At 73.1% G+C, this 12,680-nt stretch carries 13 protein-coding genes; 9 read left to right on the forward strand and 4 right to left on the reverse strand.

All coding sequences use genetic code 11. The features are described 5' to 3' along the window. Positions 1–277: 277 nt before the first annotated feature. Positions 278–1,609, reverse strand: coding sequence for a D-arabinono-1,4-lactone oxidase (locus E4099_RS19590; protein WP_135340390.1), 1,332 nt, complete (start codon positions 1,607–1,609; stop codon positions 278–280). Further along, the gene (locus tag E4099_RS19595; RefSeq protein ID WP_135340391.1) at positions 1,566–2,840 is read right to left on the reverse strand and encodes an MFS transporter; all 1,275 of its coding nucleotides are present in this window, start codon (positions 2,838–2,840) and stop codon (positions 1,566–1,568) included. The genes E4099_RS19590 and E4099_RS19595 overlap by 44 nt, the downstream gene beginning before the upstream one ends. A 122-nt stretch (positions 2,841–2,962) precedes the next feature. Between E4099_RS19595 and E4099_RS19600 the strand changes: the two genes are divergently transcribed. Then, positions 2,963–4,159, forward strand: a complete 1,197-nt coding sequence (locus tag E4099_RS19600) for a ferrochelatase (RefSeq protein ID WP_135340392.1) — start codon at positions 2,963–2,965, stop codon at positions 4,157–4,159. An 88-nt stretch (positions 4,160–4,247) separates the two neighbouring features. Further along, positions 4,248–5,087, forward strand: a complete 840-nt coding sequence (locus tag E4099_RS19605; RefSeq protein WP_245245005.1) for an inositol monophosphatase family protein — start codon at positions 4,248–4,250, stop codon at positions 5,085–5,087. 128 nt (positions 5,088–5,215) lie between these two features. Here the strand turns inward: E4099_RS19605 and E4099_RS33070 are convergent, their stop codons facing one another. After that, positions 5,216–5,389 carry a hypothetical protein gene (locus E4099_RS33070; protein WP_167828421.1) on the reverse strand — a complete coding sequence of 58 codons (174 nt, stop codon included), beginning with the start codon at positions 5,387–5,389 and terminating at the stop codon, positions 5,216–5,218. Positions 5,390–5,856: 467 nt separating this feature from the next. Here E4099_RS33070 and E4099_RS19610 point away from each other — a divergent pair, with 467 nt between their 5' ends. The 3 genes from E4099_RS19610 to E4099_RS19620 all read left to right on the forward strand — a co-directional run bounded on the left by E4099_RS19610 (position 5,857) and on the right by E4099_RS19620 (position 8,452). Then, the gene (locus E4099_RS19610) at positions 5,857–6,510 is read left to right on the forward strand and encodes a response regulator transcription factor (RefSeq protein WP_135340393.1); all 654 of its coding nucleotides are present in this window, start codon (positions 5,857–5,859) and stop codon (positions 6,508–6,510) included. Between the two features lie 5 nt (positions 6,511–6,515). After that, positions 6,516–7,745, forward strand: coding sequence for a sensor histidine kinase (locus E4099_RS19615; protein WP_135340394.1), 1,230 nt, complete (start codon positions 6,516–6,518; stop codon positions 7,743–7,745). A 407-nt stretch (positions 7,746–8,152) separates the two neighbouring features. After that, positions 8,153–8,452, forward strand: a complete 300-nt coding sequence (locus E4099_RS19620; RefSeq protein WP_135340395.1) for a DUF4193 domain-containing protein — start codon at positions 8,153–8,155, stop codon at positions 8,450–8,452. A 271-nt stretch (positions 8,453–8,723) separates the two neighbouring features. On the opposite strand, the gene E4099_RS19625 is transcribed toward E4099_RS19620, so the two are convergent. Beyond that, positions 8,724–9,176, reverse strand: coding sequence for a DUF3093 domain-containing protein (locus E4099_RS19625; RefSeq protein WP_135340396.1), 453 nt, complete (start codon positions 9,174–9,176; stop codon positions 8,724–8,726). A gap of 59 nt (positions 9,177–9,235) precedes the next feature. Here E4099_RS19625 and E4099_RS19630 point away from each other — a divergent pair, with 59 nt between their 5' ends. The 4 genes from E4099_RS19630 to E4099_RS19645 all read left to right on the forward strand — a co-directional run. Further along, entirely contained in the window at positions 9,236–9,820 is a 585-nt protein-coding gene (locus E4099_RS19630; protein WP_135340397.1) for a PaaI family thioesterase, read from the forward strand. A 28-nt stretch (positions 9,821–9,848) separates the two neighbouring features. After that, positions 9,849–10,364, forward strand: coding sequence for a dUTP diphosphatase (gene dut / locus E4099_RS19635; protein ID WP_135340398.1), 516 nt, complete (start codon positions 9,849–9,851; stop codon positions 10,362–10,364). A 1-nt stretch (position 10,365) separates the two neighbouring features. Then, positions 10,366–11,130: a DUF3710 domain-containing protein gene (locus tag E4099_RS19640; RefSeq protein ID WP_135340399.1), complete on the forward strand. Its 765-nt coding sequence runs from the start codon at positions 10,366–10,368 to the stop codon at positions 11,128–11,130. 208 nt (positions 11,131–11,338) lie between these two features. Further along, a partial coding sequence (locus E4099_RS19645; protein ID WP_135340400.1) for a DUF4118 domain-containing protein occupies positions 11,339–12,680 on the forward strand: 1,342 nt, incomplete at its 3' end.

Below are 12,680 nucleotides of genomic sequence, written 5' to 3' on the forward strand. Positions count from 1 at the left end.
GGTGAGAGCCAGCCGAACGGAGGCCAGGACTCCGCCGGCACCCCCTCCGCCCCGGCCACCGCACCGCCCGCCTCCTGACGGACCGCCGGCCCGAGGCCGGTCCGCGTCCAGGCCCGAGCCCGGTCCGCGTCAGGCCCGAGCCCGGTCCGCGTCAGGCCCGAGCCCGGTCCGCGTCCAGGCCCGAGCCCGGTCCGCGTCCAGACCACGAGGCCGGGGAGCGGGCGCTCCGGGTGCGGGGTGCGGCGCGCACCGCAGCCCGCGCCCGGACCCGGAGCGCTCAGGCGCCCAGCACCCGGCGCAGGTAGTCGTTGCCGAAGACCCGGTCCGGGTCGAGCCGGTCGCGCAGCGCCGTGAAGTCCGCGAAGCGCGGATAGACACCGGCCAGGTACTCGGCGTCCCGGCTGTGCAGCTTCCCCCAGTGCGGCCGGCCCTGGTGCGCCGTCATGATCCGCTCCACGGCGGAGAAGTACGCCTGATACGGAGTGCCCCGGTACATGTGCACCGCGATGTACGCGCTGTCGCGTCCGTACGCCGTGGACAGGGGCACGTCGTCGGCCGGCGCGAGCCGTACCTCCACCGGGAAGCTGATCCGGAAGTCCGAGGCCTCCACCATCGCCCGCAGCTCGCGCAGCACCTCGGTCGCGGCCTCCCGCGGCACCGCGTACTCCATCTCCACGAAGCGCACCCGGCGCGGGCTGGTGAACACCTTGTAGGGGATGTCGGTGTAGGTGCGCGCGGAGAGCGCCCGGCTGGAGAGCTTGGCGATCCCCGGGATGGTGGCCGGCACCCGGCGCCCCAGCGAGCACGCGGCCTGGAAGACCCCGTTGGACAGCAGCTCGTCCTCGACCCAGCCGCTGACCCGTCCGACCGGGTCGGCGGGGCCGGCGCTGCGGTTGTTGCGCTTGGTGTTGCACCGCCCGGTGTGGGGGAACCAGTAGAACTCGAAGTGCTCGTTCTCCGTGGCGAGCCGGTCGAAGTCCTCGATGACCCGGTCGAAGGCCATCGGCTCCTCGCGGGCGGTCAGCAGGAACTCCGGCTCCACCGCGAAGGTCACCGAGGCGAGCACCCCCAGCGCCCCCAGACCCAGCCGGCCCAGATCGAGCAGGGCCGCCTCCTCGGGGCTGCCGTCCGCCCGGCCGCGCAGCACCGAGCCGTCCGCGGTCACCAGCTCCAGGCCCTTGATCTGGGCGGCCAGCGAGGCGGTGTCCCGGCCGGTGCCATGGGTGCCGGTACTGGTCGCCCCGGCCACCGTCTGCGCCATCACGTCGCCCATGTTGGTCAGCGACAGGCCATGCGCGGAGAGGGTCTCGTTGAGTACGCGCAGCGGGGTGCCCGCGGCCACCGTGACCGTGCCGGCCGCACGGTCCAGGCCGAGTATCCCGGTCATGCGCTCCGGTCTGATCAGCATCCCGTCGGTGGCGGCCACCTCGGTGAAGGAGTGCCCGGTGCCCACGGCCTTCACCGGCAGGCCCGCGGCCACCGCCGCGCGGACGGCCGCCGCCAGCTCCCCGGTGTCCGCCGGCGCCGCGCTGCGCGCCGGGCGGACCGTCACATTGCCGGCCCAGTTATGCCAGGTGCCGCTGCTGCGCGTGGTCCTCACTGCGGTCATCCGTCGTCGACCCTCCCGTGGCCTGCGGCAGGGCTCCCCCCGCCTGCTGTGGCGCCGGCCGCAGCCGGCGGTAGCCGAGGAACGCGACCACCGCCGCGAGCGCCCCGGCCGCCTCGGGCACCACATACCCCGCTCGCGCCCCCCACGCGTCCACCACCAGGCCGGCGGTCGACGAGCCGAGCGCCACCCCGACCGCGAGCCCGGTGCTCACCCAGGTCATGCCCTCGGTCAGTTTCGCGCGTGGTACGTGCTGCTCGACCAGGGCCATCGTGGTGACCATCGTCGGCGCGATGGCCAGGCCCGCGACAAACAGCGCCACGGCCAGGAGCGGCAGGTTCCCGACCAGTAGGAGGGGGATCATACTCACGGCCATCGCACAGACACCCAGCAGCCACCGCCGGGCCGCCGGGCCGGACAGGCGCAGCAGGCCGAAGACCACGCCCGCCAGGCAGGAGCCCAGCGCGTAGACCGCGAGCACCAGGCTCGCGGCGGTCTTGTGGCCCTGGTCCTCGGCGAAGGCGACCGTCACCACGTCCACCGCGCCGAAGATCGCGCCGGTCGCGATGAAGGTCGTCACCAGCACCTGGAGCCCGGGGGAGCGCAGCGCGGAGCCGCCGGTGTGCTGCTCGCGCGGGTGCGGCACCGGCTCGGTGGCGCGCTGCGCGGTCAGCCAGTAGACGCCGACCGCCAGGAAGCAGGCGGCGAGCAGCGGTCCCGCCTCGGGGAACCAGGCGGTGGACAGGCCGATGGAGAGGATCGGGCCGACGATGAAGCACACCTCGTCGACGACCGACTCGAAGGAGTAGGCGGTGTGCAGCTGCTGCGGGGAGTCCCGGTAGATGGCCACCCAGCGGGCCCGGACCATCGAGCCCACGCTCGGTACGCACCCCACCACGGACGCGAAGGCGAACAGCGTCCAGTCCGGCCACCGCAGATGCGCGCTGAGCAGCAGACCGGCCCCGGCGACCAGCGAGATCAGGGTGGCCGGGCGCACCACCCGGCGCTGCCCGTGCCGGTCGACCAGCCGGGATATCTGCGGTCCGATCGCCGCGGCGGACAGCGCCATGGTGGCCGCCAGCGCGCCGGCCAGCCCGTACCGGCCGGTGAGCTGGGAGACCATGGTGACCACGCCGATGCCCATCATGGACAGCGTCATCCGGCCGAAGAGCCCGGCGGCCGAGAAGCTCTTGGTACCGGGGGTAGCGAAGATCGCGCGGTAGGGACTGGGCACGGGGGCGGCTCCGCCGGTCTACAGGGGTAAGCAACGTAGAGGTTCGATACAGCTTACGAGCCCGCGCTGGGTGGCGCAGGTGGGTTTTCGGGCTCCCGATCCGGAGTGGCAGGATCGAAGCCATGTCCGCCCAGCACCCGAACCCGCCCGTCCCGGCCGCCCCGGCCGCTGACGGGGCCCCCTACGACGCCCTGCTGCTGCTCTCCTTCGGAGGGCCGGAAGGGCCGGACGAGGTGGTGCCGTTCCTGGAGAACGTCACCCGCGGCCGCGGCATCCCCCGCGAGCGCCTGAAGGAGGTGGGCCGGCACTACTTCCTCTTCGGCGGAGTCAGCCCGATCAACGAGCAGAACCGCGCCCTGCTGCGGGCGCTGCGCGAGGACTTCGCCGCCCACGGCCTGGACCTGCCCGTCTACTGGGGCAACCGCAACTGGGCGCCGTACCTCACCGACACCCTGCGGGAGCTGGTCGCCGACGGCCGCCGCCGCGTGCTGACCCTTGCCACCAGCGCCTACGCCTCCTACTCCGGGTGCCGCCAGTACCGCGAGAACCTCGCCGACGCGCTGGCCACCCTGGAGCGGGAGGGGCTGCCGCTGCCCCGGGTGGACAAGCTCCGGCACTACTTCAACCACCCCGGCTTCGTCGGACCCATGGTGGACGCCACCCTCGCCGCGCTCGCCGAACTGCCCGAGGAGGTGCGCGCCGGGGCGCACCTGGCCTTCACCACCCACTCCATCCCCACCGCCTCGGCCGACACCTCCGGGCCCCCCCAGGCGCACACCGAGGGCTCGGGCGGCGCCTATGTGGCCCAGCACCTGGACGTGGCGCGCCTCATCGCCGAGGCGGTCCGCGAGGAGACCGGGACCGACCATCCGTGGCGGCTGGTCTACCAGTCGCGCAGCGGCGCCCCGCACATCCCCTGGCTGGAGCCCGACATCTGCGACCACCTGGAGGCCCTGCACGGCGAGGGCGTCCCGGCCGCCGTGATGGTGCCCATCGGCTTCGTCTCGGACCACATGGAGGTCAAGTACGACCTCGACACCGAGGCCACCGCCAAGGCCGAGGAACTGGGCCTGCCGGTCAGCCGCGCCGCCACCGTCGGCGCCGACCCCCGGTTCGCCGCCGCGGTGCGCGACCTGGTGCTGGAGCGCGCCGCCGCCGAGCGCCTGGCCGCCGCGCCGCCGTCCGCCTCCCACGCCCGCGCCCCGGAGCGCTGCGCGCTCGGCACGCTGGGAGCCAGCCACGACGTGTGCCCGGTCGGCTGCTGTCCGGCCCGGGCCCCGCGCCCGGCCGCGGCCGGCACCGACAGCCCCTACGCCTGAGCGGCCGGTGGCCGGGGCGCGCGGCCCCGGCCGCGCCGGCAGCCCGTGCGCTGACACCGACCAGGCCCTGACGACCGAGGGAAGCACCGTGAGCGAGCAGTCCGACCAGAACACCCCCGCCGCCGACCCGATCGACCCGGCCGACCAGGAGCTGCTGACCGTGGCCCTGGAGGCGGCCCGCCGGGCGGGAGAGCTGCTGCGGGACGGCCGCCCGGCCGACCTGGGGGTGGCGGCCACCAAGACCAGCCCCATCGACGTGGTCACCGAGATGGACCTGGCGGCCGAGAAGCTGATCACCGGCTTCCTCGCGGAGCACCGCCCGGAGGACGGGGTGCTGGGCGAGGAGGGCTCCAGCGCCCCGGGCACCAGCGGGGTGCGCTGGGTGATCGACCCCATCGACGGCACCGTGAACTACCTGTACGGCCTGCCCTCCTGGTCGGTGTCGATCGCCGCCGAGCGGGACGGCCGCACCGTGGTCGGGGTGGTCGCGGCCCCGATGCGCCAGGAGACGTACCACGCGGTGCGCGGGGGCGGTGCGCGGTGCAACGGGCAGCCGGTGCGGGTCCGCCCCACCCCGCCCTTCGAGCAGGCGCTGATCGGCACCGGATTCGCCTATCTGACCCAGCGGCGGGCGACCCAGGCCGAGGTGGTCCGCACCCTGCTGCCCCGGGTACGGGACATCCGCCGCGGCGGCTCGGCCGCCATCGACCTGTGCGATGTGGCCTGCGGGCGGCTGGACGCCTACTACGAGCGCGGCCTGAACCCCTGGGACTACGCGGCGGGCGAGCTGATAGCCCGCGAGGCGGGTGCGCTCACCGGCGGGCGGCCGGGCACCCCCGCGGACGGGGAGCTGACCGTCGCCGGGGTGCCCGGCGTCTTCGAGCCGCTCCAGGGGCTGCTGGAGGAGCTGGGGGCCTGGCACGACTGATCCTCGGGCCGCGGGGCGCCAGGTCCCCAGCGGTGCCGCGACGGTCCGGGAACGGGGCGCGGGCGCCCCGGACAGCAGTGCGCCCCGCGGACCCGTGGCGGGTCCGCGGGGCACGTCGGCTCGCGGCGTCAGAGCTTGGCCGCGCCGATCTCCACGCCGTGCTCGGCGGCCAGCCTGCGGAGGTCCTCCAGCTCGGACTGCTCCACATCGGCGAGGAAGTCGTCGCCCGACTCCCGGGCGCGCACGAGATCGGACTGGGTGGTCTCTATACGCTGCAGAATGCCTGCGGTGAACGCGTCCATATGGCGCCCCCTCGTCTGGGTAGGTCGGCGGCACGGGGTGTGCCCTGGGGGTGGTCCCCGGCCGTGGCTGGGGGATCTGGCGATCACGGCGTGGTCCCTGCCTGGCAGCGAGGTCGCGCGGTCGTGGCTGTGCCACAGAGCAGGGCGTGATCGGGTGTGCAGTCGTCCTCCCCACCCCGCCCGCGCCGGAAACCTGAGAAACCTAAAAACCTCGGACAGCTCGGACAGCTCGGACGGCTCGGACGCCACGAGACCCCCGCCGGCTCCCCGACGCCTGTGCTCGTCCGTCTGCCCGCCACCCCCGGGCCATCGGCCGGAAAGGCCCCGCTCACCGCGCTTACCGCCGGTTTATCGGCCTTCGGGGCAGGATGGATGCCGCCCATCGGCTCGTCCTGCGGCCGACCGGGCGGGCTCAGTGTAGAAAAGCAAGGCTCCCCCGCCGGGGCCCCTAAGGAAGGACCAGTCAGGTGCGTGTACTCGTCGTCGAGGACGAGCAGCTGCTCGCCGATGCGGTGGCCACGGGGCTGCGCCGGGAGGCCATGGCCGTGGACGTCGTCTACGACGGGGCCGCGGCCCTGGAGCGGATCGCCGTCAACGACTACGACGTCGTCGTGCTCGACCGCGACCTTCCGCTGGTGCACGGTGACGATGTGTGCCGCAGGGTCGTCGAGCTGGGCATGCCCACCCGGGTGCTGATGCTCACCGCCTCCGGCGATGTGAGCGACCGCGTGGAGGGCCTGGAGATCGGCGCCGACGACTACCTGCCCAAGCCGTTCGCCTTCCAGGAGCTGATCGCCCGGGTGCGGGCGCTGGGGCGGCGCACCACGGTGGCGCTGCCGCCGGTGCTGGAGCGTGCCGGGATCAAGCTGGACCCCAATCGCCGGGAGGTGTTCCGGGAGGGGCGGGAGATCCAGCTGGCGCCCAAGGAGTTCGCGGTGCTGGAGGTGCTGATGCGCAGCGAGGGCGCCGTGGTCTCCGCGGAGCAGCTGCTGGAGAAGGCCTGGGACGAGAACACCGATCCGTTCACCAACGTCGTGCGGGTCACCGTGATGACCCTGCGGCGCAAGCTCGGTGAGCCGCCGGTGATCGTCACCGTGCCCGGCTCCGGCTACCGGATCTGACGCCCGTGGCCACCGCACCGCCGCCGCCCGCCGCGCCTCCCAAGCCCAACTGGGAGCCGCCCCGGTCCGCCGGGCGCACCGACTTCCTGCTGCGGCCCACCATCCGGATAAGGCTCACCCTGCTGTACGGCGGGATGTTCCTGATCGCCGGGGTGCTGCTGCTGACGATCATCTACCTGCTGGCCGCCGACGCCCTGAACCGGGGCAGTCACCTGCCGTTCCAGATCGTGAGGCTGGAGTACAAGCCCACCAGCAACGCCTGTCAGCTGCCCAGCCAGGGCGATGTCAACCAGGCCGTGGCCGACTGCTTCGAGCACCAGCGCAAGGTGGCGCTCAGCGGGCTGCTGCGGCGCTCGCTGCTGGCCCTGATGGGCCTGTCGGTGATCGCCTTCGCCTTCGGCTACGCGATGGCCGGGCGGGTGCTCTCGCCGCTGGGCCGGATCACCCGTACCGCGCGCCAGGTGGCGGGCTCGGACCTGTCCCGGCGGATCGAGCTGGACGGCCCGGACGACGAGCTCAAGGAGCTGGCGGACACCTTCGACGAGATGCTGGAGCGGCTGGACCGGGCGTTCACCGCCCAGCAGCGGTTCGTCGCCAACGCCTCGCACGAGCTGCGCACCCCGCTGGCGATCAACCGGACGCTGCTGGAGGTGCAGCTCTCCGACCCGGGTGCGCCACCGGAGCTGGTGCAGCTGGGCAAGACCCTGCTGGCCACCAACGAGCGCAGCGAGCAGCTGGTGGAGGGCCTGCTGCTGCTGGCCCGCAGCGACAACGAGATCGTGGACCGCAAGCCGGTGGACCTGGCCGAGGTCGCCACCCGCGCGGTGGACCAGGTGCGGACCGAGGCCCAGACCAGGGGCGTGGAGCTGCGCGGCCACCGGCGGCCGGCGGTGGTCCAGGGCAACGGGGTCCTGCTGGAGCGCATCGCGCTCAACCTGGTGCAGAACGCCGTGCGCTACAACGTGCCGGACGGCTGGGTGGAGGTCACCACCGAGACGAGCGGCGCCGAGGCGGTGCTGGTGGTGTCCAACACCGGACCGGTGGTCCCGGCGTACGAGCTGGACAACATCTTCGAGCCGTTCCGCAGGCTGCGTACCGAGCGCACCGGCAGCGACAAGGGCGTGGGGCTGGGTCTGTCCATCGCGCGCTCGGTGGCGCGGGCGCACGGCGGGCGGATCACCGCCCAGCCGCGCGAGGGCGGTGGCCTGGTCATGCGGGTCGTCCTTCCGGTCTGAGATCTGCGACCATGGGGGACATCGCGAGATCGCACAGAGCTTCGCTTTGGGCGGAATTTTCATGACCCGCCCCGACATTATCGGTGTGTGATCGATCACATGCGCGAATTTCCAGCCATCTACGCAGAGTGATCGACGCGCCCGGTGAAAAGCCTGGAAAATAGGGGTTTTCGGGGGGCCTGATCACGGGAAGTACACGTCATGGCCGCTGTGCCAGGCGGTTCGCGGACCGTGTACGGTCCCCTTCGCCGCCTGACCCGCCCCCCACTTGGGGGTGCGGTTGGGTGTCGATTGAGTAACAGACCTTGATGTGAGGCAAAATCTCCGCCTCGGGTCGGGCACAAGACCGGCCCCTCACGCGTTACGTGCGCTGGAGACACCGCAGACACCCAGAGGGGGAGAGCGACATGGCAACGGATTACGACACCCCACGCAAGACCGATGACGACGTCAACGAGGACAGCATCGAGGAGCTGAAGGCCCGGCGGAACGACAAGTCCGCATCGACCGTCGACGTCGACGAGTTCGAGCAGGCCGAAGGTCTGGAGCTGCCTGGAGCGGACCTGTCCAACGAGGAGCTCTCGGTGCGGGTGCTGCCCCGCCAGCAGGACGAGTTCACCTGCATGAGCTGCTTCCTGGTGCACCACCGCAGCCAGCTGGCCGAGGAGAAGAACGGCCAGCCGATCTGCCGCGACTGCGCGGCCTGAGGCGCACCATCGGCGTGAGCGTGGAGCGGGGCGGCGTGCACGTCGGGCGGGGCCGCACGGCCTCGCTCGCGGGCGGCGTCGCCCACGGGGTCCGCGGCGGCGGGCGGGTGACACGGAGACGGCTGACCACCGTCCCCGGGCACGCCATCGCCGCCGTGCCGCTCGACCCCGGCCACGACCCGCGCCGCGCCGGGCGGCCGGTCCGAGCGGACCTCGCCCGCGGCGACCGCGAGCCGGCCGATGACCAGCCCGTCCGTCCGTCCCCCGGCGGTCAGGCTGACTCGGCCCGCACCGCTTCCAGGGCGGCGGCCAGCCGCTGCGGGTCGCGGGTGGACACATACACATAGGGCGTGGGGTCGTCGGGATCGACGACCTCGGCCCGCAGCGCGGTCGGCACATAGCCGCGGAGCACCATGAACGCCCGCGGGTCGGCCTTGTGGGTGCGCCAGGCCACCGCCTCCGCCGGGTCCAGCACCTCCAGGGTGCCCAGGGCCGAGACCGGGATCCGCGCGTCCCCTGCCACCAGGGAGTCCGCCACCACCCGGATCCGCACCGAGCCGTAGGAGCTGACGGCCACCGCGGCCAGCGCGAAACCGCCGATCAGGCCGCCCAGCAACGGCAGCGTCCCGAGCGGCAGCATGATCAGCGCCATCGCCACACCCACCAGGGCGGCGATCAGCCACCAGGAACGGGGTGCGTTCAGGCGTTCTTCGTAAGGCTGCATGAACTCAAGCTTGGCACGGAGCGGCTCGCGCACCTGTCGCGCGGGTAAGGTTCGGCGCTGTGAGTGGAAGAACGACAGGGCTGACGCCGCCCGACGAGGCCCGCCCGCCGGTACGGCACCCCGACGCCCCCGCGCCCGGGGAACTCCTCGGCTCGCACTACGACCAGTGCTTCGGCTGCGGGGCCGGGCAGCCGCACGGCCTGCACCTGGAGGCGCGGGCCGGCGAGGGAGTCAGCGTCACCGCCGAGTTCACGGTGCAGCCCGCCCACCAGGGCGCTCCCGGGCTCGCCCACGGCGGAGTGCTGGCCACCGCGCTGGACGAGACGCTCGGCGCGCTCAACTGGGTGCTGCGGGTGATCGCGGTGACCGGCCGGCTGGAGACGGACTTCCTCAGCCCGGTTCCGGTGGGCACCGTGCTGCACCTGGAGGCGGAGGTGACCGCCGTCCACGGCCGCAAGATCTACTCCACGGCCACCGGCCGGATCGGCGGGCCCGACGGGCCGGTCGCGGTCCGTGCCCAGGCCCTGTTCATCGAGGTGCGGGTCGAGCACTTCATCGCCAACGGCCGCCCCGACGAGATCAACGCGGCGCTCGCCGATCCGGACCAGCTCAGGGTCGCCCGCGCCTTCGAAGTGAATCCGTGAGCACGCCCGCAGCGAACTGGAGGACGCCGTGACCAGGGCCCCCGTCGACGTACTGATCCGCAGGCTGGACCCCGAGGTGCCGGTGCCGGCCTATGGGCACCCGGGGGACGCAGGCGCCGATCTGGTCACCACCGAGGCCGCCGAGTTGGCCCCCGGCGAGCGCGCCGTGCTGCCGACCGGGGTGTCGATCGCGTTGCCCGACGGCTACGCCGCGTTCGTGCATCCGCGTTCCGGTCTGGCGGCCCGCTGCGGTGTGGCGCTGGTGAATGCCCCAGGGACCGTCGATGCCGGGTACCGTGGAGAGATCAAGGTGATCGTGGTCAATCTGGACCCGCGCGAGAGCGTGCGGTTCAAGCGCTTCGACCGGATCGCCCAACTGATCGTCCAGCAGGTCGAGAAGGTGCGCTTCCACGAGGTAGCGGAGCTCCCTGGTTCGGCCCGGGCCGCAGGGGGCTTCGGGTCCACCGGGGGACATGCCTCGGTGGACGGCTCGACGGGTGGGAATGGATACGCTTCGGTCGGTTCCGACCGGGAAGGACAGTGACGTGTTCGGACGTCGCCGCAAGCGCAACGAGGAGGACGTCGAGAACCTCGACGTCACCACCGAGGAGACTGCCGAGGAGTCGGCGGAGACCGCCGAGGACGAGGCCGTGAGCAGGGTCGCCCTGCCCCCGGCACCGCGCCCCGACGGCCCCTGGGACGTCTCCGAGGTACGCGAGCCCGGCGAGGGCCGGGTCGATCTGGGCGGACTGTTCGTGCCCGGTGTCGAGGGCATGGAGCTGCGCGTGGAGGTCGCCGGGGACGCGATCGTCGCCGCGACCGTGGTGCTGCGGGACAGCGCCGTGCAGCTGCAGGCCTTCGCCGCGCCCAAGAAGGAAGGCATCTGGGGCGAGGTCCGCGAGGAGATCGCCAGCGGCATCACCCAGCAGGGCGGGGCCGTGGACGAGGTCGAGGGCCCCCTCGGCTGGGAGCTGCGGGCCCAGGTGCCGGTGCAGCTGCCGGACGGGACCAACGGCGTGCAGGTGGTGCGGTTCGTCGGTGTCGACGGGCCCCGCTGGTTCCTGCGCGGCGTGATCTCCGGCCAGGGCGCGGTGAAGCCGGAGACCGGCAGTCTGCTGGAGGCGATCTTCCGGGACACGGTCGTGGTCCGCGGCGAGGGCCCGATGGCCCCGCGCGACCCGATCACGCTCAAGCTGCCGGAGGACGCCCAGATGGTGGCCGACGGCGGGCAGCCGGAGGCGCAGGGCTCGCGGTTCGCGGGCGGCGCCGAGCGGCTGGAGCGCGGTCCGGAGATCACCGAGGTGCGCTGACCGCCGCCTGACGGAACATGGCCGGTGGGCCGCATCCCCTGCCCGGGGGTGCGGCCCACCGCCGTTTCCGCCCGAACGCCGTCAGGGCCGCGTCAAGACCGGCCGCCCCGAGCACGCACCGTCCGAATTGCCCCGACCCGGCCCCGTACAGTCGGCAGTGCACACGAAACACGGGGGCGGTCCACCGGCCCGGTTGGAAGATGGGGCCATGGCACGCGGCAAGCTTCGGATCTATCTGGGCGCGGCACCGGGAGTCGGCAAGACCTACGCCATGCTCTCCGAGGGCCACCGGCGCCGGGAGCGCGGCACGGACCTGGTGATCGGCTTCGTGGAGCACCACGGCCGCCCCCGCACCGAGGTGATGCTGCACGGGCTGGAGGAGGTGCCGCGCCGCGAGGTGGCGTACCGGGGCACGACCTTCACCGAGATGGACCTGGACGCGGTGCTGCGGCGCCGACCGGCCGTCGTCCTGGTCGACGAACTGGCCCACACCAACGTCCCCGGCTCCCGCCACACCAAGCGCTGGCAGGACATCGAGGAGATCCTCCAGGCCGGCATCGACGTGGTGGCCACCGTCAACATCCAGCACCTGGAGTCGCTGGGCGACGTGGTGGAGTCGATAACCGGCGTCCGCCAGCAGGAGACCGTGCCCGACGAGGTGGTGCGCCGCGCCGACCAGATCGAGCTGGTCGACATGTCGCCGCAGGCGCTGCGCCGCAGGATGGCGCACGGCAACATCTACGCCCCCGACAAGGTCGACGCGGCCCTGTCCAACTACTTCCGCCCCGGCAACCTGACCGCCCTGCGCGAACTGGCCCTGCTGTGGACCGCGGACCGGGTGGACGAGTACCTCCAGCAGTACCGTGCCGAGCACAGCGTCTCGCGGATCTGGAACGCCCGGGAACGCATCGTGGTCGGCCTCACCGGCGGCCCGGAGGGACGCACCCTCATCCGGCGCGCCGCCCGCATGGCCGCCAAGGGCTCCGGCGGCGAGATCCTCGCCGTCTACATCGCCCGCAGCGACGGCCTCACCTCCGCGTCCCCCAAGGAACTGGCCGCCCAGCGCACCCTGGTGGAGGACCTCGGCGGCACCTTCCACCACGTCATCGGCGAGGACATCCCGCAGTCGCTGCTGGAGTTCGCCCGCGGCGTCAACGCCACCCAGATCGTGCTCGGCTCCAGCCGCCGCAAGACCTGGCAGTACGTCTTCGGCCCCGGCGTGGGCGCCACCGTGGCCCGCGACTCCGGCCCCGACCTCGATGTGCACATCGTGACCCACGAGGCGGTCGCCAGGGGCCGCGGCCTGCCGGTGGCCCGGGGCGCCCGCCTCGGCCGCTCCCGGATCGCGGCCGGCTGGGTGTCAGGGGTCCTGGGCCCGCTGCTGCTCACCCTGGGCCTGACCGACATGGCCACCGGTCCCGGCCTCGCTAACGACGTCCTGCTCTTCCTCTTCCTGACGGTGGTCGCCGCGCTGCTCGGCGGCCTGCTGCCGGCCCTCGCCTCGGCCGCCGTCGGCTCCCTGCTGCTCAACTACTTCTTCACCCCGCCCA

It is taken from the genome of Streptomyces palmae, from assembly GCF_004684805.1.
GTDB classification, from domain to species: domain Bacteria; phylum Actinomycetota; class Actinomycetes; order Streptomycetales; family Streptomycetaceae; genus Streptomyces; species Streptomyces palmae.

Bases quoted from the DNA above. Each gene is read 5' to 3' on its own strand.
- E4099_RS19590 (WP_135340390.1), bottom strand. From the start codon at position 1,609: ATGACCGCAGTGAGGACCACGCGCAGCAGCGGCACCTGGCATAACTGG.
- E4099_RS19600 (WP_135340392.1), top strand. From the start codon at position 2,963: ATGTCCGCCCAGCACCCGAACCCGCCCGTCCCGGCCGCCCCGGCCGCT.
- E4099_RS33070 (WP_167828421.1), bottom strand. From the start codon at position 5,389: ATGGACGCGTTCACCGCAGGCATTCTGCAGCGTATAGAGACCACCCAG.
- E4099_RS19620 (WP_135340395.1), top strand. From the start codon at position 8,153: ATGGCAACGGATTACGACACCCCACGCAAGACCGATGACGACGTCAAC.
- E4099_RS19625 (WP_135340396.1), bottom strand. From the start codon at position 9,176: ATGCAGCCTTACGAAGAACGCCTGAACGCACCCCGTTCCTGGTGGCTG.